This window comes from Leifsonia aquatica H1aii, assembly GCF_000633535.1.
GTDB lineage: Bacteria > Actinomycetota > Actinomycetes > Actinomycetales > Microbacteriaceae > Leifsonia > Leifsonia aquatica_A.
In genome coordinates, this window is the sequence record NZ_AYMR01000015.1 from 1 (window position 1) to 23,678 (window position 23,678).

Genomic DNA, 23,678 nt, shown 5'->3' on the forward strand with positions numbered 1-23,678 from the left:
ATCAGGTCGATCGCCTTGTCCGGGAGGAAGCGGTCCTGGATGTAGCGGTCCGCGAGGTTCGCGGCCGAGACGATCGCGCCGTCCGTGATCGACACCTTGTGGTGCGCCTCGTAGCGGTCGCGCAGGCCCTTGAGGATGTTGATCGTGTGGGGCAGCGAGGGCTCGTTGACCTGGATCGGCTGGAACCGGCGCTCGAGGGCGGCGTCCTTCTCGAAGTGCTTGCGGTACTCGTCGAGCGTGGTCGCGCCGATGGTCTGCAGCTCGCCGCGCGCGAGGAGCGGCTTCAGGATGCTGGCGGCGTCGATCGCGCCTTCCGCGGCACCCGCACCCACCAGGGTGTGGATCTCGTCGATGAAGGTGATGATGTCGCCGCGGGTGCGGATCTCCTTGGTGACCTTCTTCAGACGCTCCTCGAAGTCGCCGCGGTAGCGCGAGCCGGCGATGAGCGAGCCGAGGTCGAGCGTGTAGAGCTGCTTGTCCTTCAGCGTCTCGGGAACGTCGCCGCGGACGATCGCCTGCGCGAGGCCCTCGACGACGGCGGTCTTGCCGACACCGGGCTCGCCGATCAAGACGGGGTTGTTCTTGGAGCGGCGCGACAGGATCTGCATGACGCGCTCGATCTCCTTCTCGCGTCCGATCACCGGGTCGAGCTTGTTGTCGCGAGCGGCCTGCGTGAGGTTGCGGCCGAACTGGTCGAGGATCTGGCTACCGGCCTGCGCGGTGGTCTGATCGTTGCCTCCGACCTGGACCTGCTCTTTGCCCTGGTATCCGGAGAGGAGCTGGATGACCTGCTGACGCACGCGGTTCAGGTCGGCGCCGAGCTTCACGAGCACCTGGGCGGCGACGCCCTCGCCCTCGCGGATCAGGCCGAGCAGGATGTGCTCCGTGCCGATGTAGTTGTGGCCGAGCTGCAGGGCCTCGCGGAGGCTGAGCTCGAGCACCTTCTTGGCGCGCGGGGTGAACGGGATGTGCCCGGTCGGCTGCTGCTGGCCCTGGCCGATGATGTCCTGGACCTGCTCGCGGACGGCGTCCAGCGAGATGCCGAGCGACTCGAGCGCCTTGGCGGCGACGCCCTCACCCTCGTGGATCAGGCCGAGCAGGATGTGCTCCGTGCCGATGTAGTTGTGGTTGAGCATCTTGGCCTCTTCTTGGGCCAGGACGACGACGCGACGGGCGCGGTCGGTGAATCTCTCGAACATGTCTACTCCTCGCGACGCCTTGCAGGGTCGGCATCGATACAAAGAGAGTAACCATCGCACCCCGCCCGCCGGGCGCCTGTTCGCCGTGGGCGTGACGGGGTTGCGTCCGGGCCGCCCCGGGGTGGGGGTTAGTGTGCGGTGCATGCCGATCGCACTGGAGAACGTGGGCATCGCCGTCCGCGACATCGAGGAGACCATCGCCTTCTTCACCGACCTCGGCCTAAGCGTCCTCGGGCGCGACGAGGTCAGCGGTGAGTGGGCCGACACCGCCGTCGGACTCGACGGCAACCACGCGAAGATCGCGGTGCTGCAGACCCCGGATGGACACGGGCAGCTCGAACTCTTCGAGTACATCCATCCCGACGCGATCGAGACCGAGCCGACCCTCCCGAACGAGATCGGGATGCACCGGGTCGCCTTCCAGGTGGACGACATCGACGAGGCGCTCGCCATCGCGGCGAGGCACGGCTGCTTCCCGCTGCGGGGCGTCGCGAACTACCAGGACGTCTACAAGCTCTCGTACGTGCGCGGCCCCAGCGGGATCATCGTGATGTTCGCGCAGGATCTGACGAAGAGCTGATCCGGGTCCAGGCCGTCGGCCCGCTCAGCCCTGGAGGCCGGGGATGGTGAGCGTGCCGTCCGGGACGGCGATCGTGACGTCCGAGGTGGTCGTCACACCCTTCGGCGTGGTGAACACCGTCGTGTGCGGCACGTAATCGCGCGTGCACACGCCGCCCGGGGCGGGCGAGAAGGTCGCCTTGAGCTGGTTGTCGCCGGTGACGCTGATGGACTGGACGGTGGGCGGGCAGGTCGAGCTGCCGTAGAGGACGATCCCGAACTGGCGGCCGTCGTCGAGCCAGGCGGCCCAGGACGCCCCGCCCGCGCTGCTGGCCGGAGCCTCCACCCCTGTCGGCTCCCCGGTGTAGTCCTTCACCGGCTGCTGCTGGGACTTGATGCCGCAACCGGCGAGCGCGACCAGCACAAGCACGCCTCCGGCGAGGGAGGTCAGGGGGCGGGTCGCGGTCCGGGGCACGGACCCATTCTAGGAAGCCGAACCTCCACGCGACCCGTCGAAGCCTAGGATGCCGCTATGAGCAACCTGGAACGCGACCCGGCGGAGGTGCTCGCGGTCGGCACGGCCGTCGCGGAGCCCGCCCCGGCAACGGGCGGCGATGTCGAGATCCTGGAGCCACGGGAGGTCCCGCTCGGCGGTCCGCGCGCGATGAACGTGCGGCGCACCCTGCCCCAGCGCCGTCGCTCCCTCATCGGCGGCTGGTGCTTCATAGACCATTACGGCCCGGACGATGTCGCGGCGACCGGAGGGATGCGCGTCCCGCCGCACCCGCACACCGGGCTGCAGACGGTGAGCTGGCTGTTCGAGGGCGAGATCGAGCACCGCGACAGTGCGGGCAGCCACGCCCTGGTGCGACCGGGCGAGCTGAACCTGATGACCGCGGGCCACGGCATCAGCCACTCGGAGGTGTCGACGCCGGAGGCGCGGGTGCTGCACGGCGTGCAGCTGTGGGTCGCGCTGCCTGCGGCCTCCCGCGAGGTCGCGCCGTTCTTCGAGCACCATGTTCCCGTCGCGTCCGTGCTCGGCGATGCGACGGTGCGCACGTTCGTCGGCGAGCTGGCCGGCAGCGGGACCGCGGCGACCGTGTTCTCCCCGCTCGTCGGGGCGGAGATCGTCGCGCCGGCGGGCGCATCGCTGCGCATCCCCCTCGACACCGCGTTCGAGCACGGTGTCCTGGTGGACGCCGGCGCGGTCGCCGTGGCCGGCACCGCCGTGCCGGTCGCCCACCTGGCGTACCTCGCCCCCGGCCGGGACGCGGTGGAGGTCGTGGTCGGCGACGACGGTCCGGCCCGGCTGGTGCTCCTCGGCGGGGAGCCGCTCGGCGAGCAGATCGTGATGTGGTGGAACTTCATCGGCCGCGACCACGACGACATCGTCGCGGCGCGGGCGCACTGGCAGGCCGAGGTGATCGGCGGCGTGGACCCGCACGGCCGCTTCGGCACCGTCGAGGGCTACGACGGCGCGGCGCTGCCCGCCCCCGAACTCCCCACGGTCCGGCTCAAGCCGCGCGGCTGACCCCGCCGAGGTTCACGTCGTCGCGCCCATTCGCGCGCCGACCCCATCGAGGTTCACGTCGTTGCGCCCATTCCCGCGGAATGAGAGCAACGACGTGAACTTCGAGCGGATGCGGATGCGGATGCGGGAGGGGCGGGAGGCGGACGCGGGAAAGGCGGGAGGGGCGGGACGGGCGCCACGGCGCGCGCACAGGCGGGCACGCTACGATGAGCGCGTTATGAACGACATCATCGGCGGCATCGTGTGGTCCCTGGCGCCGACCGTGCTGGTCGGCCTCCTGTTCTGGATGATCATGCGCAAGATCGTGCATGCCGACCGCACCGAGCGTAAGGTCTACGCCCGCATGGAGGCCGAAGAGCGCGCCCGCCGCGGCCTCACCCCCAAGCCCTGACGCCCGGCGCACATTCGGCACGAATGTCGCGAAAGGCTCGCGCTTTCGCCACATTCGGCACGAAGGTGATGCGGCGCTACTGCAGCGCGGAGGTCAGGCGCGCGAGGTTGTCGAGCACGGTGGAGCGCAGCGGCTGCTTCATCCACTCGTCGAGCGTGAGCTCGCGGCTGTCCCGGCGGTAGCCGTCCTCGACCGCGCGCATCTCCGCGACGAACGAACGCCCGCGCACCATCAGCGAGACCTCCATGTTGAGCTGGAACGAGCGCATGTCCATGTTGCTCGACCCGATCACCGCGACGTCGTCGTCGATCGTGAAGTGCTTGGCGTGCAGGATGTACGGCGCCTTGTACATCCAGATCCGCACCCCCGCCCGCAGCAGCGCTTCGTAGTACGACCGCTGCGCGTGGTAGACGAGCGCCTGGTCGCCGATCTCGGAGACGAACAGGTCGACGGCGATCCCGCGCTGCGTGGCCGTGGTGATGGCGGTCAGCATCGACTCGTCCGGCACGAAGTACGGCGAGGTGATGACGATGCGCTCCTGCGCGTAGTAGAGCAGGGCGAGGAAGAGCCGGAGGTTGTTCTCACCGGCGAATCCGGGCCCGGACGGCACGACCTGGGCATCCAGCTCGTCCGGGTCGATCTCATCGGTGATGGGCTCCGTCTCGCGGCGGAGCAGCTCGTCGGTCTCGCTGTACCAGTCGGTGATGAAGATCGCGTTGAGACCGGCGACGATCGGTCCCTCCAGCCGCACGATGAGCTCCTTCCACTTGAGCCCGCGGCGGATGTTGGACTTCTTGTTGTAGCTGCGGTCGATGATGTTCTGAGAACCCATGAAGGCGACGCGGCCGTCGACGATGAGCAGCTTGCGGTGGTTGCGCAGGTCGGGCCGCTGGTACTTGCCCTTGAACGGCTGGACGGGCAGCATCAGCTGCCAGCGCGCCCCCATCTCGGTGAGCCGCTTGATGGTCCTCTTGTAGTCGCGGGTGCGCACCGACGCGATGTGGTCGAGCAGCACCCGGACGGTCACTCCGCGCGCGACCGCGTCGGCGAGCGCGTCGAAGAACGGCGTCGTCGTCTCGTCGAGCGACAGGATGTAGAACTCGACGTGGACGTACTTGCGCGCGGCGTTGATCTCGGTGGTCATCGCGGCGAGCGAGCCCGCGTAGTCGCCGTTCAGGCTGGCCCGGTTGCCGCCCACCAGCGGCATCGCGCCCAGGTTGCGGTTGAGCTGCACCACCGATTCGAGCCAGGGCGGCCACGGGTGGTCGCGGCGCACCCGCTCGATCCCTTCGGTCGACTCGATGATGAAGTTGTTGATCTCCATCTGCTTGTCGCGCCGCTTCTTCGGGAGCTTGTAGCTGCCGATGAGCAGGAAGAACAGCACACCGATGTAGGGGATGAGGAAGATCGCGAGCAGCCACGCGGTCGCCGAGGTGGGCTTGCGGTTGCGCGGGACGACGATGATCGCGACCACGCGGATGATGAAGTCGACGAGCAGCGCCAGCACGACGATCGCGGTGCTCAGGAAACCTGCGTCCATCCGGTCCTCTCGGTCGCAGGCGCGCTCAGAGCGAAGCACCTACAGGGATACCGTAGCGAAGCGGAGGGACAATAGGGCGCCACCACCCGCGAATGGAGTCAGCCACGCCTCCCGTCACCGTCTTCCTGACCACCTGGTCGTTCGACCCGGCGGCCGCCGTGCTGCTCGTCGCGGCCGCCGCGCTGTACCTCGCCGGGGTGCTCCGTCTGCGCCGACACGGCCACCGCTGGCCCGCCCGGCTGACGGTGTGGTTCCTGCTGTTCGGCCTCGGGTCGTACGCGTGGATCTCGTTCGGCTTCCTCGGCGCATACAGCAGCGAGCTGCGCTGGGCGTTCACGACCCGGATCGCCCTGCTGCTGTTCGTCGTGCCTGCGCTGATGAGTCTCGGACGGCCGATCGCGCTCGCCCGGGTCGCCCTGTCGACGACCGGGCGCGAGCGCACCGACCGCGTTCTGCGGTCCCGCCCGGTGCGGGTGCTCGGCAACGCGATGTTCGCCCCCGTGTTCGCCTGCGCCGTGTTCCTGGTGTTCCTCACCCCGGTGGCGGCCGTCTTGCGCGACTCCGTGTGGTCGGAGTGGTCGATCTCGGTGCTCGTCCCGCTGGCCGGGATGCTGCTGGTGCTGCCGATCGCCGCGCATTCGATCGTGCGCACCGGCTTCTTCATCACGGTCGAGTTCCTGCTGGCGTTCGTCGAGCTGCTGCTGGACGCCATCCCGGGCCTGCTGCTGCGGCTCAACGACAGCGTGCTCGACGGGGCGGCGCGCATCACCGGCAGGCTGCCGATCTGGTTCCCGAACGCGCTGCACGACCAGCATCTGTCGGGCGATCTCCTCTGGTTCATCGCCGAGTTCGCTGACGTTCCGATCCTCGTCATCCTGTTCGTGCGGTGGATGCGCCTCGACCGGCGCGAGGCGAAGAAGGTGGACGACCTGACCGACGAGCAGGTCGAGGAGCTCACCCGCGCCCACCTGCAACGCCGCGGCTGAGCTCCCCACGCTCGAGTCGGCAGAGAGTGCGGCCTGCTACTTGACGAGGGGGAAGAGGATGGTCTCGCGGATGCCGAGGCCGGTGATCGCCATCAGGAGGCGGTCGATGCCCATGCCCATGCCTCCGGTCGGCGGCATGCCGAACTCGAGGGCGCGGAGGAACTCCTCGTCGAGGCGCATGGCCTCGTTGTCGCCGGCCGCGGCGAGCTTCGCCTGCTCGACGAAGCGCTCGCGCTGCACGACGGGGTCGATGAGCTCGGAGTAGCCGGTCGCCAGCTCGAAGCCGCGGGTGTAGAGGTCCCACTTCTCGACGACGCCCTCGCGCGAGCGGTGGGCGCGCACCAGCGGGCTGGTATCGACGGGGAAGTCCATCACGAACGTCGGGCGCACGAGGTCGCCCTTCACGTGGTGCTCCCACAGCTCCTCGACGTACTTGCCTGCCAGCGGGTGCTCGATCTCGATGCCCGCGTCGGCCGCCAGCTCGCGCAGGCGCGCGATCGGGGTCTCGGGGGTGATCTCCTCGCCGATCGCCTCGGAGAGGCTGTCGTACATGCGGATGCGCTCCCACTCGCCGCCGAGGTCGTACGCGGTGCCGTCGGCCCAGGTGACGACGTGCGAACCGGACACCGCCTGTGCGGCGTTCTGGATCAGCGTCTGGGTGAGATCGGCGATCGAGTTGTAGTCGCCGTACGCCTGATAGGCCTCGAGCATCGCGAACTCCGGCGAGTGCGTGGAGTCGGCACCCTCGTTGCGGAAGTTGCGGTTGATCTCGAAGACGTGGTCGATGCCGCCGACGACGGCGCGCTTGAGGTAGAGCTCCGGCGCGATGCGCAGGTACAGGTCGGTGTCGAACGCGTTGGAGTGGGTCACGAACGGGCGGGCGGAGGCGCCGCCGTGGATGACCTGAAGCATCGGGGTCTCGACCTCGACGAAGCCACGGCCGGCGAATGTCGCGCGCAGGCTCGCCATGGTCGCGGCGCGGTCCAGGACGGTCTTACGGGCCTGCTCGCGCGCGATGAGGTCCAGGTAGCGGGAGCGGACCCGGGTCTCCTCGCTGAGCTCGTTGTGCAGGTTCGGGAGCGGCAGCAGCGCCTTGGAGGCGATCTCCCACCCGCTGACCATGATCGACAGTTCGCCGCGGCGGCTGGAGGCGACCTCGCCGGTGACGAAGACGTGGTCGCCGAGGTCGACCAGCTCCTTCCAGGCGACCAGCGATTCCTCACCGACGGCCGCCAGCGACACCATGGCCTGGATGCGCGTGCCATCGCCCGACTGGAGCACGGCGAAGCACAGCTTCCCGGTGTTGCGCAGGTGCACGACGCGGCCCGCGACGCCCACGGTCTCCCCCGAGGACTCGTCGGCGGCCAGGTGCTCCCAGGCCGCGCGGACCTCCGGGATGGTCGTCGTCACCGGGACCTGCACCGGGTACGCGCCGCCGGCCGCCGACTCCGCCTGAGCGATCAGGCGCTCGCGCTTGCCGAGCCGGACCGCCTTCTGCTCGCTGATCTCGTCATCCGTGAGGTCGGCCTGGGGGGTGGGCGCGTCGGTCATCGGTGTGTGTCTTCCGTTCGGCGGTGTCGCGGTGTCGTCGGTGGTGTGTCTCGGTGGTGCGGCGTCGATGTCTGCTCAGGGGATCGTGATGCGCCGGTTGTCGATGAGACGCGTCGTGCCCACGCGGGCGGCGACGAGCATCAGTGCCTGACCGTGGTGGCCGGGCGTCGCTTCGAGGAACGAGAGCGGATCGACGATCACGAGATAGTCCAGCTTAACCGCTGGCTCGCCGTCGATGCGCGTCCGCGCGGCGGTCAGGGCAGCCTCCAGGCCGTCTGCCGCCGCCCCGGCGCCTGCCGCGAGCGCCTCCGACAGCGCGACGGCGGCGGCACGGTCCGCCGTCTGCAGGAAGCGGTTGCGGCTCGAGAGCGCCAGACCGTCGTCCTCCCGGACGGTGTCGACGACGACGAGCGTCATCGGGAGGTTCAGGTCCTCGATCATCCGCCCGACCAGGTGCACCTGCTGGGCGTCCTTCTGCCCGAAGACGGCGACGTCGGGCTGGACGATGCCGAACAGCTTCGCGACGACGGTGAGCATCCCGTCGAAGTGGCCGGGCCGGGAGGCTCCCTCGAAGAGCGTGCCGACCTCGCCCGCGGTGACCCGGGTGGACGTCTCGCCCTGCGGATACATCTCGGCCGCGCTCGGTGCGAAGACAACGTCGGCGAGGCCGTCCAGGGCTGCCACGTCCGCCTCCAGCGTGCGCGGATAGCGGTCGAGGTCCTCCCCCGGGCCGAACTGCAGCGGGTTCACGAAGATCGAGACGACGACGAAATCGCCGAGGTCGCGGGCCTGGCCCACTAGGCGCAGGTGGCCGTCGTGCAGCGCTCCCATCGTCGGCACCAGCACCACCCTCCGCGCAGCGTCGCCGGCCGGCTCGGCGAGACCCGCCTCCTGGCGGGCGCGCGCGATGTCGGCGCGGAGTTCGGCGATGGTGGTGACGACGTGCGGCATTCTCTCCCCTTCGGCCGCGGCGCCCAGGACGGGTGGCGCCGTGCGACGGCCGGAGTCCAGGCTACTCGCCGCGGAGGTACCAGCCACGCCCGTCGTCCTCGGGGTCGCCGTGGCCGGGTCGCGCGCTCTCGTCGTCGCGCAGCGCCTGCAGCACGTCCTCGACATCGAGGGCGGGGCCGGCCCCGGCCTGGGTCAGCGCGTTGTCGACGGCCGAGCGCACCAGCGAGCTGAGGAACGAGCCGGGGTTCTCCACACCGATGTCGCGCAGCAGTCCGGTGGCCTGTTCGACGATGGAGCGCGAGAAGGAGGTCGCGGTGGCGATCGCCTCCGCGTACGCGGGCCGGTCCTGCTCGGCCACCACGACCGGCTCTCCGCCCATCTCGACGACGAGGGCCTGCGCGATCGGCAGCACCGGTGCGGCCGCGGTGACGGCGAACCACGATTCGGCCAGTCGCGCGAGATCCAGGCTGGTGCCGGTGAAGTCGAGCGCGGGATGCACCGCCAAGGGGATGGCACCGGCAGCGGCCGCCGGACGCAGCACCTCCACGCCGTATCCGGGCGCGGTGTGCAGCACGATCTGCCCCGGCTGCCAGGTGCCGGTCGCGGCGAGGCCGGCGACCAGTCCCGGCAGCTCGCTGTCGGGGACGGCCAGGATGACGAGCTCGCTGCGTTCGACCAGCACGGGCACCTCGAGAACCGGCGCGTGCGGGAGCATGGCCTCCGCCCGCTCCCGGCTCGCTGCGGAGACCGCCGAGATGCCGACGACGGCGTGACCGGCTCCGGCCAGGGCCGCTCCGAAGACCGGGCCCACGCGTCCCGCGCCGATGATGCCCAGGCCGAGACGCCCCGAGCGCTCGATCGGGCTCATGCGGACTCCCCCCAGCGATGACTGCGATCCGTCCGGCCGGCGACGATCGCGTCCGCGGAGGCCCGCTCGAACAGCCGGATGCCCTCGGCGGCATCCATCGCGGGCATCCGCGGGTGCACCGGACCGGACACGGTGTGGAAGTCGACCTCGGCGAGTCCGAGCAGGCGATCGATCGGCCCCTGTTCGAGCTTGATGCTCTGGAGTCGCGCGAGCGGGACGATCACCAGCTGCCGCCAGACGAAGCCGTGGCGCAGCAGCACCGCACCGTCGACCCGCGTGTACCCGGTGCGCTGCCACGAGAACGGCCGCAGCCAGATCGCCCGGCGCGGACTGCCCGTCCAGTCGTCCCGTCCGCGCGAGGTCATCCCGGTGCGGATCAGGTCGCGGTGCTCCTCGGTCGCGAGGCCGGGGAGGATGAGCGCGAGCACGCGCTCGACGTCGGTCGCGTCGCCGACCGGCAGCGTCGTGGTGTTCGCCTGGCCGGCCGCTCCCCTCTCGTGCGAGTGGCCCGCGGTGTTGATGCGGATCTGCCACCAGCCGAACGGTCGCCACAGCAGCGGCTGGAGCACTTGGACGGCGTGGATGCGCCCGGGCGGGAGCGTCTCGTTGCTGGTGCTGAGCAGGCCGAAGCCGACGCGGACGCCGTCCGGAGTGCCCGCGATCGAGTAGCGCAGCGACTTGGTGAAGCGGTTGATGTAGAAGCTGGCCGACCCGATCAGCCCGGGCAGCACGATGAGGGCGAGCCACAGCCAGCCGGTGGCCGCGCCGACAGCGGTGAGGATGATCACCACGATCACGAAGACGGTGAACCCGCTCATCACGAGGGACCCGAGTAGGCGCAGCGGCGGGATCTTCACCACCGACTCCGGCGGTGCCGCATTCGGGTCGAGCTCCGGCGCCAGGAACTCGTTGACCCGGCGGTTCACGAAGTCGCCGACCGCGGCGGTGCGCGGCGTCGCCGCCCCGGCCGTCGTGGCGTCGCCAATGGCCGTGCCCGAGCGGTCCGCGCCGCCGGCGTCCGCACCCGCACGCTCCCGCGCCTCGGCCGCGCGCACGCCCGAGGCGAGCCGCAGCACGTCCGACCGCAGCCCGTCCGCCAGGGAGGACCCGAGGTAGGCGAGCTGCAGGTTCGCGTCGTGCCCTGCGGCGGTGATGTCGAGCTTCGCGGCACCGAAGAGCCGGGCGATCAGCGGCCGGACCACGTTGATGCCCTGGATACGGTCGAGTCGCGCCTTGCGCTGCGTGCGGAACAGGATGCCGCTGCGCACCTCCACGGTGTCGCCCGTGATGCGGAACGTGTGCATCCGCCAGGACAGGTAGAAGGCGCCCAGGCAGAGGATCAGCACGACGGCGACGCCGAGGAGCGCCCAGCCCTCCCAGCCGCGGTTGTAGATCTCGTCGAGGGGGTCTCCGCCGTAGTCGGGCGCCCCGACGAAGAAGCCGACCAGGCGTTCCCGCAGGTTGGAGAGCACGAAGCCCAGCACGGCGATGAAGACGATGCCGCCGCGCAGCAGCGGGGTGGCCGGGTGCAGGCGGTGCCACTCGCCGTCGGTGAACCGCTCCGCCGCCCGCTCAACCGTGGTCAGCGGGCCGCCCGGGAGCGGACCCGGTGGAGGCGGGGTCGCGCCGGGAGTGCCGTCGGTCACAGCCCGGCCCGCCGGCTCTCGGCCAGGTCGACCAGACGGTCGCGCAGCTCGGCGGCGTCCGCCTCGGGCAGACCCGGGATCACCACACCGGTGGAGGCGGCCGCGGTCACGAACTTCAGATCGGCCAGGCCGAGCATCCGTCCGACCGGGCCGCGGTTGATGTCGATGAGCTGCATGCGGCCGTACGGCACCGACACGAACCGCTGATACATGATCCCGCGGCGGAAGAGCAGGTCGTCCGCCCGCTCCAGGTAGCCGATCGATCGGGCGCGGCGCGGGGCGATCACGAGCGCGACGAGGGTGATGACCACGATCGCGATCAACGCGATCCAGGCGAGCGTCCACCCGGCCACCAGCCACAGGAAGGTCGCGACCGCCGAGGCGACCAGACCGCTGATGAATGTGCCGACGATCACGACGACGACGTACTTGGAGGAGACGCGACGCCAGTCGCCCACGTTCAGGTCGATGCGAGTCCGGGCCGGCTCAGTGGGGGTGGACATGGCTGCTCTCCGGGTCGTCGGCGTCATCGTCTTCGGGCGGGAGGCTGCAGAAGCTCTCGGCGATCAGGCCCGCGACTAGCAGCACGACGGCCCCGACGGTCGCGAGCACGGTCAGCAGGATCGAGCTCCCGCCGGGGAGCACGTCGCGGCTCAGCAGGTACGCGAGGAGGCCGATCCCGGCCCCCGTGAGCAGGGCACCGCTCAGCCCGCAGGCCTTGGCGAGCACCACGATGCGGGTCGCCTGGAACGGGTCGATGCGGCGGGCGGAGCGCCCCCGCACCGCGCGGCGGATCGGCACGGCGAATGCCACGATGATGGCGGCGACCGCGACGAGGGTGATCGGGAGGGTGAGCGGCGGGATGAAGACGGCGACGCCCATCGCCGAGGCGGCCAGCTCGCCGAGGAAGCCGATCACGAGACCGACGATGCCGAGCCCGATCAGCGAGGTGGGGCGGGTACGGTTCACCGGTCGGCTCCGTCCTGGTCGTCGGGCTCGGCGGTGTCGGGCTCGGCGGCGTCTGGCTCGGCGTCGTCGGGCTCGGCGGCCTCGAGCGTCTCCGCGCCGAAGGGGGTCACCGGATCCGTCGCCTGCGCCGCCAGCTCGGCGACCCGGCCGTGCCCGGCCAGGACGGCCTCCGGATCGACGTCGAGCCAGGGCACCAGCACGAACGCCCGTTCGTGCGCGCGCGGGTGCGGGAGCGTGACGCGCGCGTCGTCCGAGACGATGCCGTCGTAGTCGACGATGTCGATGTCGATGGTGCGGTCGCCCCAGCGTTCGGCCCGCAGCCGGCCCAATGCGTCCTCCACCCGGTTCACCGCGGCCAGCAGCGCCAGCGGATCGAGGACGGTGTCGATGCGGGCGACCGCGTTCAGGTAGGCGGGCGCGTCCTCGTCGATGCCGTCGAGCTTCAGCGCCGGCGTCTCATAGAGACGCGAGACCGCCTCCACGCGGATGCCCGGCTCGCCGCGCAGCGCGTCGAGCGCGGTGCGGATGGTCGCGACGCGGTCGCCCAGGTTGCTGCCGAAGGCCAGCACGGCGGGTGCGCCCACCCGCATCCGCTGCTGCCGCGCCGCGCCCGGAGTCATGAGCGCCTCCGCACGATGCGCACGGCGACGTCGCCGAACGGCACGGAGATCGGGGCATCCGGCTTGTGCACCGTGACCTCCACGGACTGCACGGGCGGATGCGCCAGCACGACGGCGGCCACGCGCTCGGCGACGGTCTCGATCAGGTCGACCGGGTCGCGTTCCACGGCTGCGGCGACCTCCTCGGCCAGCTCGCCGTAGTGGACGGTCTGTGCGAGGTCGTCGGTCGCGGCGGAGCGCGCGAGGTCGAGGTGCGCGGTCACGTCGACCACGAAGTCCTGTCCGTTCTCGCGCTCGAAGTCGAACACCCCGTGGTGCGCGCGCACGCGCAGACCCGTGAGGATGATCGCGTCGGCCGCCTCGGTGCTAGTCATCGCGTCCAGCTTGCCATGCCCGCACGACATCGAGGGCGATCCTGGTCGAGACGACATCGTGCACGCGCACGGCCCACGCCCCGGCCTGCGCCGCGAGGGCGGAGATCACGGCGGTCGGCGCATCGCGGTCGGCGACCGGCGCGTCGGCCGGGAGGAGAGCCCCGAGGAACCGCTTGCGGGAGGCGCCGATCAGCACGGGGTAGCCGAGGGTCTCGATCTCGTGCAGACCGGCGAGCACCTGCCAGTTGTGCTCCCCCGTCTTCGAGAAGCCCAGACCGGGGTCGAGGATGAGCTTCGCCGGGTCGACACCGCGGTCGAGCAGGGAGGTGATGCGGGCGGAGAGCTCGCTCCGGACCTCCCGCACCGTGTCCGTGTAGACGGCGAGGGAGTCGGCCGAGTCGAGCCTCCCGCGCCAGTGCATGACCACGTACTGCAGGCCGGTGTCGAGCACGGCGTCGGGCATGCCCGCATCGGCGAGGCCGCCGGAGACGTCGTTGATGATCGCGGCGCCCGCGTCGGCGGCGGCTCGGGCCGTGGACGCGTTGAGGGTGTCGACGCTCACCGTGACCCCGTTGGAGGCGAGGGCGGCGATGACGGGAACCACGCGGGCGCGCTCCTCCTCCGGCTCGACGCGCAGGGCGCCCGGCCGGGTGGATTCGCCGCCGACGTCGATGATGTCGGCCCCCTGCGCGACGAGCTCCAACGCGTGCTCGACGGCCGCATGGGGCTCCAACCAGAGCCCCCCGTCGCTGAAGGAGTCCGGCGTCACATTGAGGACGCCCATGATGAGCGTCACGCCCCGCCGCCTCCGATCAGCGCCATCAGCTCGGCACGCGCCACCGGGTCGGTGTAGGCGCCCCGGGCGGCGACGGTGACGGTCGTGGATGCGGTCTGGCGGGGGCCGCGGGTGGTCACGCAGGCGTGCGCGGCGTCGAGCACCACGAGCACGCCCCGCGCGCCGGCGCCGCTCTCGATCGCGTCGGCGATCTGCTCGGTCAGCCGCTCCTGGATCTGCGGACGTGCGGCCAGAGCGTCGATGACCCGCGGGATGCGCCCGAGGCCGACGACGGACTCCCCGGGGAGGTACGCCACGTGGGCGACGCCGAGGAACGGCAGCAGGTGGTGCTCGCAGACCGAGCGGAACGCGATATCGCGCACCACCACCGTCTCGGCGCGGTCCGACTCCAAGGGCACCGGATCGCCGAGTTCGGCCGCCGCATCGACCCCGAGGCCGGAGAAGAACTCCGCGTATGCGTCGGCGACCCGGGACGGCGTGGAGACGAGGCCCGGACGCGACGGATCCTCGCCGATGGCGGCGAGGATCTCGGCGACGGCCGCCTCGATGCGTGCGCGATCGAAACCGGTCATTCGGTAGGCGACTAGGCGGTCGCGGGCCGCGGCTTGATGGCCGGCGAACGCTTCGGCTTCGACGGCGGCTCGGAGTCCACGCCTCCGTCGACGGCGCCCGAGTCGATCGGCGCCTTGGCCTTCGGGAAGTCGATCGGCGGCACGTCGGAGATCGGGCGCTTGTCGCTCGACAGCCACTGCGGCCGTTCCGGCAGCTTCACCACGTCGGTGAAGATCTCGGCGATCTGGTTGTGATCGAGCGTCTCCTGCTCGAGCAGCGCGGCGGCCAAGCGGTCGAGGACGGCCCGGTTGTTGTTGAGCACCTCCCACGCCTCGTCGTGCGCCTTCTCGATGAGCTCGCGCACCTCGGTGTCCACCCGCTCGGCGATCCGCTCGGAGTAGTCGCGCTGGTGGCCCATGTCGCGACCGAGGAACATCTCGCCGTTGGCCTGGCCGAGCTTGACCGAGCCGATGTCGGCGCTCATGCCGTACTCGGTGACCATCTTGCGGGCGATGGAGGTCGCCTTCTCGATGTCGTTCGACGCGCCGGTGGTCGGATCGTGGAAGACGATCTCCTCGGCGACGCGGCCGCCCATGGCGTACGTCAGCTGGTCGAGCAGCTCGTTGCGGGTGACGGAGTACTTGTCCTCCAGCGGCATGACCATGGTGTAGCCCAGGGCGCGGCCGCGCGGGAGGATGGTGATCTTCGTCACGGGGTCGGTGTGGCGCATGGCCGCCGCGGCGAGGGCGTGGCCGCCCTCGTGGTACGCGGTGATGAGCTTCTCCTGGTCCTTCATGACGCGGGTGCGCTTCTGCGGCCCGGCGATCACGCGGTCCACGGCCTCGTCGAGAGCGCGGTTGTCGATCAGCTGCGCGTTCGAGCGGGCGGTGAGCAGGGCGGCCTCGTTGAGGACGTTCGCCAGGTCGGCGCCGGTGAAGCCCGGCGTCTTGCGCGCCAGCACCTCGAGGTCGACCGAGGCCGCCAGCGGCTTGCCGCGGCCGTGCACCTCGAGGATCTTCTTGCGGCCGAGCATGTCGGGGGCGTCCACGCCGATCTGGCGGTCGAAGCGGCCCGGGCGCAGCAGCGCGGGGTCGAGGATGTCAGGCCGGTTGGTCGCCGCGATCAGGATGACGTTGGTCTTCGGATCGAAGCCGTCCATCTCGACGAGCAGCTGGTTCAGCGTCTGCTCGCGCTCGTCGTGACCGCCGCCGAGACCGGCGCCGCGGTGCCGACCGACCGCGTCGATCTCGTCGATGAAGATGATGGCCGGCGAGTTCTCCTTCGCCTGCTGGAACAGGTCACGCACGCGGCTCGCGCCGACGCCGACGAACATCTCGACGAAGTCGGAGCCCGAGATCGAGTAGAACGGAACGCCCGCCTCACCCGCGACGGCGCGGGCGAGCAGGGTCTTGCCGGTTCCGGGAGGGCCGTACAGCAGCACGCCCTTGGGGATGCGGGCGCCGACGGCCTGGAACTTGGCCGGCTCCTTGAGGAAGTCCTTGATCTCCTCGAGCTCCTCGATGGCCTCGTCCGACCCGGCGACGTCGTCGAAGGTGACCTTCGGCGTCTCCTTGGTGACCATCTTCGCCCGGGACTTGCCGAACTGCATGACCTTGTTGCCGCCGCCCTGCATGCCCGAGATCATGATCCAGAAGAAGACGCCGATGAGCAGGGCGGGGATCAGGAAGCCGAGGATGTTGGCGAACCAGTTCGGCTGCGGCACCTCGTCGTCGTAGCCCTTGGGCAGGTTCGCGTCGTCGACCGCCTTCACCACGTCGGCGCCGCGCGGCGTCACGTAGTAGAACTGCACCTGGGTGCCGAGGGAGCCGTCGGCCTCTTTCAGCGTCAGGTCGACGCGGTTCTCACCGTCGACGATCTTCGCGCTCGATACTTTGTCGTCGGCGAGCAGCTCGAGACCCTTCTGGGTCGAGACTCCCTTGAAACCCGACATCGTGATCAGGCTCGAGCCGATCCACACGATGATGATCGCAAGCACGACGTAGAGAATCGGGCCGCGGAAGATCTTCTTGACGTTCATGGTGCGACCACAGTACCGCTTCGGCTCTGTGGGTCGGCTGCGTGTTCGCTCTGGGCGCGCAGTATGCGCCACGCCTGCAACACGCCCGGGAATCCACTCCCCCGCGCAGCAGAACGCCGAGAGGGCGAATAGTCCGCACTCTCGGCGTTCTCACGTGCACATTCCGCCCGCTCGACGGGCGCCCCGCGGCGGGCGGTCGCGTCAGCTGTAGACGGCGGGGGCGAGGATGCCCACACCGCGCAGGGTGCGGTAGCGCTCGTCGTAGTCGAGGCCATAGCCGACGACGAACTGGTTCGGGATGTCGAACCCGACGTACTTGACGTCGATCTCGACCCGCGCCGCGTCCGGCTTGCGCAGCAGCGTGAAGATCTCGATGGACTCCGGGCCGCGGCTGTGCAGGTTCGCGAGCAGCCAGGAGAGCGTGAGGCCGGAGTCGATGATGTCCTCGACGATGAGCACGGTCTTGCCGCTCAGGTCGGTGTCGAGGTCCTTCAGGATGCGCACGACGCCGCTCGACTGCGTGCCGCTGCCGTAGGAGCTGACGGCCATCCAGTCCATCGTGACCGGCAGCTTGAGCTCGCGCGCGAAGTCGGCCATCACCATGACCGCGCCCTTCAGCACGCCGATGAGCAGCACGTCCTTGCCTGCGTAGTCGCGCTCGACCTCGCGTGAGAGCTCGGCGATGCGGGAGCGGATCTGCTCCTCGGTGATCAGAATCTCGGTCAGGTCGTTCTCGACGTCCGTGAGTTCCATGGGGGAGGTGCTGTCCTTAGGTGTTGGGGTGAAACGTGAGCAGCCCGTTCTGCCTCTCAACTCTAATGCCTGGCAGGCTGAGCGGACCCTGGCCGTGCCAGTCGGTGATCAGCTCCGCGACGGCGAGGGTGTGGGTGCGCGTGAGCGAGACGCCGAACTCGGCCGAGACCACGAGGCGGATGATGCGCTGGCGCAGCGCGGGCGGATCGGCGGCGAGGCCGCGGATGTCGAGGGCGACCGCGCCGTCGTCGGTCTGGCTGACCAGCTCCAGCGCCCATTCGAGGGCGAGTCCGTCGAGCGCCTCGTCGTCCTCGCGCAGCTGCTCGGCCGTACGGGCGAGCGCCTCCGCGACACCGGGTCCGAGCTCGCGTTCGAGCACCGGCAGCACCTGGTTCCGCACCCGCACCCGGGTGAACGCGGGATCGTCGTTGTGCGGGTCGTCCCACGCCTCCAGACCGGAGTCGGTGCAGAATGCGCGCGTCGCCTCCCGCCGCAGGCCGAGCAGCGGCCGCAGCAGCACGCCGGTGTCCGGCAGCATCCCCTGCAGGCTGCCCGGGCCGGAGCCGCGGGCGAGGCCGAGGAGGACGGTCTCGGCCTGGTCGTCGAGCGTGTGGGCGAGCAGGATGCGCTCGGCGCCGGTGGCGGCGCACGCCCGCTCGAACGCGGCGTGGCGCGCGGTGCGGGCGGCGCCCTCCGGGCCTCCCGCCCCCGCGACGGTCACCCGTTCGACGAGCACCGGGTCGAGACCGAGCCCGCGGGCCTGCTCCGCGGCGCGCTCGGCGACGGCGGCGCTGTCCTCCTGCAGACCGTGGTCGACGACGACCGCGCCGGCGCTGTATCCGGCGCGCGGTGCCTCGAAGGCCGTCGCGGCGGCGAGTGCGAGGGAGTCCGCTCCCCCGCTCAGCCCGACCAGCACGAGGGCGCCCGGCGCGAGGGGATGCGGACGGCGCGGCCCGTGGTCGTCATGCGGGTCGGGCGCGGGCAGCACCGCGGCCGTCGCGAGCGCGTCGCGCACGGCGCGACGGACGTCCGCGATCGGAGGAGTCAGACGAGGGCGGCGCTCGGGGGAACCGTTGACGTGCATCCAGTAACGTTATTGCAGTCTTTCCGAGAGCTAAGGAGAACGGCACATGGCCGCATACGACGTCGTCATCGAAATCCCCAAGGGCAGCCGCAACAAGTACGAGGTGGACCACGAGACCGGTCGCGTCTACCTTGACCGCGTGCTCTTCACGAGCTTCGTCTACCCGACGGACTACGGCTTCTTCGAGAACACCCTCGGCCTGGACGGCGACCCGGTGGACGCGCTCGTCCTGCTCGAGTACCCGACCTTCCCGGGTGTGGGCGTCAAGGTCCGCCCGGTCGGCGTGCTGAACATGAGCGACGAGGCGGGCAGCGACGCGAAGGTCGTCGTCGTGCCGGCCAAGGACCCGCGCTGGGCGCACATCCAGGACATCACCGACGTCCCGGAGCAGACCCGCAAGGAGATCGAGCACTTCTTCGCCCGTTACAAGGACCTCGAGCCGAACAAGTTCGTGAACATCGAGGGTTGGGGCGACGCCGCCGAGGCCGAGAGGATCGTCGAGGCCGGCTTCGAGAAGCTGAAGGCCGAGGGTCACTGACGACCCGGTGCCTCCGAGCACAGCATAAACGCTCCCGATCGACTCGATCGGGAGCGTTTCTGCTGTTCGGGGCCGGACGCGCCGGTCAGGCGGAGGGGCGGGCCACCTGGTACCAGGGGGAGCCCCAGACGGACTGGATCTTGACGACATCGCCCTCGGTGGGCGCTGCGATCATCTGGCCGCCGCCGATGTAGATTCCGACGTGGTAGAAGCTGCCGGGACCGCTGCCCCAGAAGATCAGGTCGCCGGCCTGCTTGGCCCCGTAGGAGACGAGCTGGCCGCGGTTGCGGGCGGTGTAGTACTGGTCGTTCACCGAGTGGGCGCCGATGTAGACGCCCGCGTAGGCGTAGGCCTTCATCGTGAGGCCGGAGCAGTCCCACGTGTTCGGGCCGGCGCCGCCGAGCACGTACGGCTTGCCGCGCTGCGCGTAGGCGAAGTTGAGCGCGGTCTGCACGACGTTCCCATTCGGGGGCGCCACGACGCCTCCGCCTCCGCCTCCGGCGGGGGACGTGCCGCCGCCTCCACCACCTCCATTGCCGCCGCCACCGGCCGGGGGCTGCGCCGCCGCCGCTTCTTCGGCCGCCTTGCGCTGCGCTTCCGCCGCGGCTGCGGCCGCCGCTTTGACCTGCTCGCCCTGGAGGTACGCCGCTTCGACCTGTGCGGACGTGTTCTTCAGGGTCGCGAGCTGGGCGACCAGTTCGGTCGACTTGGTCTGCTGCTGGGAGAGGGCCGCCTCGGCGGCGCTCTGCGCGGACTGGGCCGCCGCGAGAGCGGTGTCCGCCTGGGTCGCGAGGTCCTGCCGTGCGGTCTTCGCCGAGGTCGCCTGCGCCTTGAGCGACTCTGCGGCGTTCTTGTCCTTCGTGGCCTGGTCGTAGACGGCCTTGGACTGCTCGGTGAGCTTGCTCATCGTTCCGAGCTGGAACAGGAGCTTGTCGGCTTCGGAGCCAGAACCTCCGCCGTTCAGCATCAGCTGGCCCGTCACGTCGCCACCGCCGGACTTCGCCAGGTGCGAGGCGAGCAGGCCCGCGCGCATCTGCGAGGTCTTGGCCTTGTCGGCCGCGGCCGTCGCCTGCTTCTGCAGGTCGGTCTCCTTGTCGGTCGCGCGCTCGAGGGCGAGCTTCGCCTGCAGGTACGTCTCAGCCGCTTTGGCGGATGCGATGTTCGCCGCATCGACGCTCGACTGGAGGGTCCCGATCAGCGCCGTGATGTTCGCCACCATGGCCTGCTGGTTCGCGACGCTCGATTTCGCCTGCTGCACGTCGTTCCATGACGGGTAGTCGACCGCCTGCGCGGGGGTGACGATGCCGATCGATGCGGTGACGGCCCCCATGACGCCGGCGCCGATCGCCAGTCCGGTCCTGCTGCGCGACGACCGGTCGGTGGTCGCAGTCTTGTCGTTCTCAGCCAAGGGGTGCCTGCCTGTCTCTCATGAACGGGATGCCGTCGATCTTCACGTCGTCGATGCGCACCTCGTAGTGGAGGTGGCATCCGGTGGAGGCGCCGGTGGTGCCGACGCGGGCGATCGGCTGGCCGGCGCCGACGCCCTGACCGATGCCGACGAGGATGCCTCCGTCGCGGATGTGCGCGTATCCGGTCTTGATGCCGCCGCCGTTGTCGATCAGCACGAAGTTGCCGTAGGAGCCGTAGTAGCCCGCGTAGATCACGGTGCCGCTGTGCGCGGCGTAGATCGGCGAACCGCATCCGGCGCCGATGTCGATGCCCTGGTGGAAAGTGCTGCCGATGCCGCCGGGCGAGGGGCGGGAACCGAAGCCGTCGGTGATCGGCCCGGCGGCGGGGACCGCCCAGCCCTGCGGGCCGACGTATCCGCCGGGCAGGCCTCCCGATCCGCGCGCGGCCGCCGCAGCTGCCGCAGCGGCGACGCCCGCCTCGTATCCGGCGACCGTCTGGGCTGTGGTGTCGGTGAGGGCGGCGAGCTGCGCCTGCATCACGACGATCTGCTTCTGCTGCTCGGCGAGCGTGTCCTGCGCGGCCTTCGCCGCGGCGATCGCCGCCTGCATCGCATCCTGGGCGGCCACCTGGAGCTTCGCGCGTTCGGCCTTGGCGACGTCCGCATGATCGGAGAGCGCGGTCGCCGTGTTCTGCGCGGCCTTCGCGTCGGAGTAGACCCGGTTGGACTGCTGCGCCAGCTTCGACATGCTGCCCAGGTCGGAGAGGAGCTTGTCGGGGTTGGTGCCGGACGCGCCGTTGCCGCTCAGGAACAGGTTCGCGGTGAGGTTGCGCCCGCCCGTGCGGTACAGCTGGGCGGCGAGCTTGCCGGCCTGCGTGCTGGCGTCGTCCGCCTTCTGCTGGCTCTCCGCCGCCTGCTTCTCGAGGTCCTGCGCCCTGATGTTGGCGTCGTCGAACTTCGCCTCGGCGATCTGCAGTTCTTTACCGCGCTGCTCGGCCTCCGCTTGCGTAGCGGCGACTTCGCCCTTCAGCCGACTGATCAGCCCGTTGATCTTGTCGACCTGGGCGGAGGCGGTGGCCTGGTTCGCCTTGGCGTTCTGGACGTCCTGCCAACTCGGATAGTTGTCCGCGTAGGCAGGGGCGACGGATCCCACCGCGGCGATCACCGCGATGGCGGCAGCGGCGATCGCGGCGCGCACCGCGCCGCTGCGCCTCCAGGGGGTCAACGCCCCGACTCCACTCATCCCGCGTTTCATCGTCACCTCGAACCCGCTTCGTTCACACATGTCGTCGTATCGTTCGTCACACCAGTCGCACGGGTATCGCTAGTCAACTCGTGCAACTTTACCAACATGCTCCCGCGATGCCCAGGATCGGTGGGCGAATACGGGGTGGATGGCGCGTGATTCACGCGGACGGCGGGGGGAGCCGTCGCTGGCAATCTACCCACGGGCATCCCTCGATCCCGGGCATTTGCGTGGGGCGTCGCCCGATCGGCCGGCTCCCTCGGGGACGCGCGGATACCCCGGACCCGCCCGGGATGCACCACCGATTCGCATTCATCCCCCACTTTCCGTATGCTTGTGCGTCGGTGGTCGTCGTGAAGCGCAAGCGGATCGTGACAACCCGGCCCCATCGTTTAGCGGCCTAGGACACCGCCCTTTCACGGCGGCAGCACGGGTTCGAATCCCGTTGGGGTCACCCGTCCTCGCGAGCGTCGGACGTCAGATACAATTGAAAAAAGTAAGGCCCTGTAGCGCAGTTGGTTAGCGTGCCGCCCTGTCACGGCGGAGGTCGCGGGTTCAAGTCCCGTCAGGGTCGCCACGGCGACAAGCCCTTCCCCCACGGAAGGGCTTCCGTCTCTCACCGCCTCGGCGGTGAGGCTCTGTAGCTCAGTTGGTAGAGCGTTCGACTGAAAATCGAAAGGTCACCGGATCGATGCCGGTCGGAGCCACAAAACCCTCGGTCAGCCGGGGGTTTTTCTTTTGTGGTGATCGCTGATCCCGTACAAACCCCGCACTTTCAGATTGGGCCCTCTAGGCGCTTGTCCAGCACCTCGGCCGCGCGCGTCGCGCCCTTGATGGTGTTCCTGAAGACGTCCTGTGCCATTGCTGGGTTCCGTGACCGGGGTCGTCGGCAATCTCGATTCCAGACAAGCCCGCCTGTTCGAGCATGGTGGCCACCGTCTTCCGGAGGGAGTGAGTTGACAGGTTGAGGTAGCTCCACGAATCGCGTCGGTCCCGAATCTCACGCTGAGTGTTCGACGGATCTCGCAGCGTCATCACCCGAGTCGGGAAGAGCGATGAAGCGAATTCGCCGAGCCGCTCGTGCCAACGACGGAGCATGTCCATCTTCCGACTCGGGAGCGGATGCACTCGCCGCGTGTTCTTGGTCTTGGGAAATGACTGACGCACCATCCCCTTTTCCGTAACGCGCACATTCACCGCATCGAGCTCTGCCGCGCCGGCAACGAAGTCGACTGACGATACATCTAGCGCACAGACTTTCCCACTCGCCCGCCGCAAACGAGCATGAATTCGACCAGTTCGACGGTGTCGTGCTCGATCAGGTGGGGACCGGCGCGAAGCTGCTCCAGGAAACGTGGGAATCTCTTTGGATGAGAGCGCCGAAGCGGCTCGGGACTCTTCCTGCGGCCGCGAGATCCGTTCCAGCTCCCGCACTGGATTCCGGTCGAAGGCACCCTTGACGACTGCCAGTTTCATCATTCCGCTCAGGGTCGACCGGCAGTTGTTCGCTGCGCCGGCGCCGCTCAGTTTTTCGACGCTATTCAGAAATGGCTGCAATCGGGCCGGCTTCGCCTCACCCACCGAGAGGTCTCCGATCTTCGGCACGATGTGTGCGTTCACAACCTCACGGGGAACTACACCTAGCCGTAGGGTCGATGTTCAGTTCGTCGCCGCCCCGAGGCCACATTGCTGCCGCACCAAGGAAAGCCGCAGCGATTGTCGCGACGGCGGACGCCACCTGCCAAGGGCTGGTCGCGACCGCGACCTGAAAGCCGGCCGCGATGCTAGCCGTGCCGATAAGGAGCGCCTCGCGAGAGTTCGCCGCGGAAACTCGAGCGATGTAGGAAGTACGCTGCCAGTCAAGCTCGGCTCCGAGCAGCTGAACCTGTTCGCTGTGTGTCGTCAGCCGAGACTCGAGTTTCGCGTCCACGCTCTAACGCCACTGCGCCGCTAAAACGTAGGAGGCTCGCGAAGTGGTTCGACCACCAACTGATCCAGACCCGAGTACCAGTCCCGCAGTCCGGCAGCAGCCTCTACGAGGGCTTGGACCCTCTGAACTGACGTGATCCGGCGCGGGCT

23 protein-coding genes and 3 tRNA genes are annotated in these 23,678 nt (G+C 69.7%); 8 read left to right on the top strand and 18 right to left on the bottom strand.

What is annotated here, in order from left to right; translation table 11 throughout:
• A partial coding sequence (locus U870_RS0115130) for a Clp protease N-terminal domain-containing protein (protein WP_025158226.1) occupies positions 1-1,199 on the bottom strand: 1,199 nt, incomplete at its 3' end.
• Between the two features lie 142 nt (positions 1,200-1,341).
• Between U870_RS0115130 and U870_RS0115135 the strand changes: the two genes are divergently transcribed.
• Positions 1,342-1,779 (top strand): VOC family protein, encoded by a 438-nt coding sequence (locus tag U870_RS0115135; RefSeq protein ID WP_025158227.1) that lies wholly within the window; start codon positions 1,342-1,344, stop codon positions 1,777-1,779.
• Between the two features lie 24 nt (positions 1,780-1,803).
• Here the strand turns inward: U870_RS0115135 and U870_RS0115140 are convergent, their stop codons facing one another.
• On the bottom strand, positions 1,804-2,232 hold the full coding sequence (locus tag U870_RS0115140) for a hypothetical protein (RefSeq protein WP_025158228.1): 429 nt from the start codon (positions 2,230-2,232) through the stop codon (positions 1,804-1,806).
• A gap of 57 nt (positions 2,233-2,289) precedes the next feature.
• Between U870_RS0115140 and U870_RS0115145 the strand changes: the two genes are divergently transcribed.
• Complete coding sequence (locus U870_RS0115145) at positions 2,290-3,288, top strand: pirin family protein (RefSeq protein ID WP_025158229.1); 999 nt, start codon at positions 2,290-2,292, stop codon at positions 3,286-3,288.
• 217 nt (positions 3,289-3,505) lie between these two features.
• The gene (locus U870_RS24675; RefSeq protein WP_205288779.1) at positions 3,506-3,679 is read left to right on the top strand and encodes a hypothetical protein; all 174 of its coding nucleotides are present in this window, start codon (positions 3,506-3,508) and stop codon (positions 3,677-3,679) included.
• 76 nt (positions 3,680-3,755) lie between these two features.
• Here the strand turns inward: U870_RS24675 and cls are convergent, their stop codons facing one another.
• Positions 3,756-5,219, bottom strand: a complete 1,464-nt coding sequence (cls, locus tag U870_RS0115155; RefSeq protein ID WP_025158230.1) for a cardiolipin synthase — start codon at positions 5,217-5,219, stop codon at positions 3,756-3,758.
• A gap of 92 nt (positions 5,220-5,311) precedes the next feature.
• On the opposite strand from cls, the gene U870_RS0115160 reads away from it, so the two are divergent.
• Positions 5,312-6,205: a cytochrome c oxidase assembly protein gene (locus tag U870_RS0115160; protein ID WP_081815314.1), complete on the top strand. Its 894-nt coding sequence runs from the start codon at positions 5,312-5,314 to the stop codon at positions 6,203-6,205.
• 36 nt (positions 6,206-6,241) lie between these two features.
• Here the strand turns inward: U870_RS0115160 and lysS are convergent, their stop codons facing one another.
• The 13 genes from lysS to tilS all read right to left on the bottom strand — a co-directional run bounded on the left by lysS (position 6,242) and on the right by tilS (position 18,407).
• Positions 6,242-7,756, bottom strand: a complete 1,515-nt coding sequence (lysS, locus tag U870_RS0115165) for a lysine--tRNA ligase (protein ID WP_025158232.1) — start codon at positions 7,754-7,756, stop codon at positions 6,242-6,244.
• A gap of 75 nt (positions 7,757-7,831) precedes the next feature.
• Positions 7,832-8,707 (bottom strand): pantoate--beta-alanine ligase, encoded by an 876-nt coding sequence (gene panC / locus U870_RS0115170; protein ID WP_025158233.1) that lies wholly within the window; start codon positions 8,705-8,707, stop codon positions 7,832-7,834.
• Positions 8,708-8,768: 61 nt separating this feature from the next.
• Positions 8,769-9,575 carry a Rossmann-like and DUF2520 domain-containing protein gene (locus tag U870_RS0115175; RefSeq protein ID WP_025158234.1) on the bottom strand — a complete coding sequence of 269 codons (807 nt, stop codon included), beginning with the start codon at positions 9,573-9,575 and terminating at the stop codon, positions 8,769-8,771.
• Complete coding sequence (locus U870_RS0115180) at positions 9,572-11,221, bottom strand: PH domain-containing protein (protein ID WP_025158235.1); 1,650 nt, start codon at positions 11,219-11,221, stop codon at positions 9,572-9,574. The genes U870_RS0115175 and U870_RS0115180 overlap by 4 nt, the downstream gene beginning before the upstream one ends.
• Entirely contained in the window at positions 11,218-11,724 is a 507-nt protein-coding gene (locus U870_RS0115185) for a PH domain-containing protein (protein WP_025158236.1), read from the bottom strand. The genes U870_RS0115180 and U870_RS0115185 overlap by 4 nt, the downstream gene beginning before the upstream one ends.
• Positions 11,708-12,190 (bottom strand): DUF3180 domain-containing protein, encoded by a 483-nt coding sequence (locus U870_RS0115190; protein ID WP_025158237.1) that lies wholly within the window; start codon positions 12,188-12,190, stop codon positions 11,708-11,710. Before U870_RS0115190 ends, U870_RS0115185 begins: the two co-directional genes overlap by 17 nt.
• Positions 12,187-12,810 (bottom strand): 2-amino-4-hydroxy-6-hydroxymethyldihydropteridine diphosphokinase, encoded by a 624-nt coding sequence (folK, locus tag U870_RS0115195; protein WP_025158238.1) that lies wholly within the window; start codon positions 12,808-12,810, stop codon positions 12,187-12,189. The genes U870_RS0115190 and folK overlap by 4 nt, the downstream gene beginning before the upstream one ends.
• Positions 12,807-13,184, bottom strand: coding sequence for a dihydroneopterin aldolase (gene folB / locus U870_RS0115200; RefSeq protein ID WP_025158239.1), 378 nt, complete (start codon positions 13,182-13,184; stop codon positions 12,807-12,809). Before folB ends, folK begins: the two co-directional genes overlap by 4 nt.
• A complete protein-coding gene (gene folP, locus U870_RS0115205; protein ID WP_029947685.1) occupies positions 13,177-13,980 on the bottom strand; it encodes a dihydropteroate synthase in 804 nt (267 codons plus the stop codon). The genes folB and folP overlap by 8 nt, the downstream gene beginning before the upstream one ends.
• The gene (gene folE / locus U870_RS0115210; RefSeq protein ID WP_025158241.1) at positions 13,977-14,552 is read right to left on the bottom strand and encodes a GTP cyclohydrolase I FolE; all 576 of its coding nucleotides are present in this window, start codon (positions 14,550-14,552) and stop codon (positions 13,977-13,979) included. Before folE ends, folP begins: the two co-directional genes overlap by 4 nt.
• An 11-nt stretch (positions 14,553-14,563) precedes the next feature.
• Positions 14,564-16,570: an ATP-dependent zinc metalloprotease FtsH gene (gene ftsH, locus U870_RS0115215; protein ID WP_025158242.1), complete on the bottom strand. Its 2,007-nt coding sequence runs from the start codon at positions 16,568-16,570 to the stop codon at positions 14,564-14,566.
• Positions 16,571-16,771: 201 nt separating this feature from the next.
• Positions 16,772-17,323 carry a hypoxanthine phosphoribosyltransferase gene (hpt, locus tag U870_RS0115220; RefSeq protein ID WP_025158243.1) on the bottom strand — a complete coding sequence of 184 codons (552 nt, stop codon included), beginning with the start codon at positions 17,321-17,323 and terminating at the stop codon, positions 16,772-16,774.
• A 16-nt stretch (positions 17,324-17,339) separates the two neighbouring features.
• Positions 17,340-18,407 (bottom strand): tRNA lysidine(34) synthetase TilS, encoded by a 1,068-nt coding sequence (tilS, locus tag U870_RS0115225; RefSeq protein ID WP_025158244.1) that lies wholly within the window; start codon positions 18,405-18,407, stop codon positions 17,340-17,342.
• A gap of 46 nt (positions 18,408-18,453) precedes the next feature.
• On the opposite strand from tilS, the gene U870_RS0115230 reads away from it, so the two are divergent.
• A complete protein-coding gene (locus U870_RS0115230; protein WP_025158245.1) occupies positions 18,454-18,945 on the top strand; it encodes an inorganic diphosphatase in 492 nt (163 codons plus the stop codon).
• Positions 18,946-19,030: 85 nt separating this feature from the next.
• Here U870_RS0115230 and U870_RS0115235 read toward each other — a convergent pair whose 3' ends face one another.
• Together U870_RS0115235 and U870_RS0115240 are read right to left on the bottom strand one after the other, a co-directional pair.
• A complete protein-coding gene (locus U870_RS0115235) occupies positions 19,031-20,353 on the bottom strand; it encodes a C40 family peptidase (protein ID WP_025158246.1) in 1,323 nt (440 codons plus the stop codon).
• Complete coding sequence (locus tag U870_RS0115240) at positions 20,346-21,596, bottom strand: peptidoglycan DD-metalloendopeptidase family protein (protein ID WP_052357760.1); 1,251 nt, start codon at positions 21,594-21,596, stop codon at positions 20,346-20,348. Before U870_RS0115240 ends, U870_RS0115235 begins: the two co-directional genes overlap by 8 nt.
• 384 nt (positions 21,597-21,980) lie before the next feature.
• Between U870_RS0115240 and U870_RS0115245 the strand changes: the two genes are divergently transcribed.
• From U870_RS0115245 to U870_RS0115255, 3 genes are all read left to right on the top strand, one after another.
• Positions 21,981-22,053 (top strand) — tRNA-Glu (locus tag U870_RS0115245).
• Between the two features lie 46 nt (positions 22,054-22,099).
• Positions 22,100-22,176: transfer RNA gene (locus U870_RS0115250), tRNA-Asp, on the top strand.
• Between the two features lie 57 nt (positions 22,177-22,233).
• Positions 22,234-22,306 (top strand) — tRNA-Phe (locus U870_RS0115255).
• The last annotated feature ends 1,372 nt before the right edge of the window (positions 22,307-23,678 follow it).

What these genes read in the sequence shown, in the direction of transcription:
- U870_RS24675 (WP_205288779.1), top strand. Translation starts at nt 3,506, where the DNA reads ATGAACGACATCATCGGCGGCATCGTGTGGTCCCTGGCGCCGACCGTG.
- lysS (WP_025158232.1), bottom strand. Translation starts at nt 7,756, where the DNA reads ATGACCGACGCGCCCACCCCCCAGGCCGACCTCACGGATGACGAGATC.
- ftsH (WP_025158242.1), bottom strand. Translation starts at nt 16,570, where the DNA reads ATGAACGTCAAGAAGATCTTCCGCGGCCCGATTCTCTACGTCGTGCTT.
- folK (WP_025158238.1), bottom strand. Translation starts at nt 12,810, where the DNA reads ATGACTCCGGGCGCGGCGCGGCAGCAGCGGATGCGGGTGGGCGCACCC.
- U870_RS0115175 (WP_025158234.1), bottom strand. Translation starts at nt 9,575, where the DNA reads ATGAGCCCGATCGAGCGCTCGGGGCGTCTCGGCCTGGGCATCATCGGC.
- folB (WP_025158239.1), bottom strand. Translation starts at nt 13,184, where the DNA reads ATGACTAGCACCGAGGCGGCCGACGCGATCATCCTCACGGGTCTGCGC.
- panC (WP_025158233.1), bottom strand. Translation starts at nt 8,707, where the DNA reads ATGCCGCACGTCGTCACCACCATCGCCGAACTCCGCGCCGACATCGCG.
- U870_RS0115135 (WP_025158227.1), top strand. Translation starts at nt 1,342, where the DNA reads ATGCCGATCGCACTGGAGAACGTGGGCATCGCCGTCCGCGACATCGAG.
- U870_RS0115230 (WP_025158245.1), top strand. Translation starts at nt 18,454, where the DNA reads ATGGCCGCATACGACGTCGTCATCGAAATCCCCAAGGGCAGCCGCAAC.
- tilS (WP_025158244.1), bottom strand. Translation starts at nt 18,407, where the DNA reads ATGCACGTCAACGGTTCCCCCGAGCGCCGCCCTCGTCTGACTCCTCCG.
- hpt (WP_025158243.1), bottom strand. Translation starts at nt 17,323, where the DNA reads ATGGAACTCACGGACGTCGAGAACGACCTGACCGAGATTCTGATCACC.
- U870_RS0115185 (WP_025158236.1), bottom strand. Translation starts at nt 11,724, where the DNA reads ATGTCCACCCCCACTGAGCCGGCCCGGACTCGCATCGACCTGAACGTG.
- folE (WP_025158241.1), bottom strand. Translation starts at nt 14,552, where the DNA reads ATGACCGGTTTCGATCGCGCACGCATCGAGGCGGCCGTCGCCGAGATC.
- U870_RS0115240 (WP_052357760.1), bottom strand. Translation starts at nt 21,596, where the DNA reads ATGAGTGGAGTCGGGGCGTTGACCCCCTGGAGGCGCAGCGGCGCGGTG.
- cls (WP_025158230.1), bottom strand. Translation starts at nt 5,219, where the DNA reads ATGGACGCAGGTTTCCTGAGCACCGCGATCGTCGTGCTGGCGCTGCTC.
- U870_RS0115160 (WP_081815314.1), top strand. Translation starts at nt 5,312, where the DNA reads ATGGAGTCAGCCACGCCTCCCGTCACCGTCTTCCTGACCACCTGGTCG.
- U870_RS0115145 (WP_025158229.1), top strand. Translation starts at nt 2,290, where the DNA reads ATGAGCAACCTGGAACGCGACCCGGCGGAGGTGCTCGCGGTCGGCACG.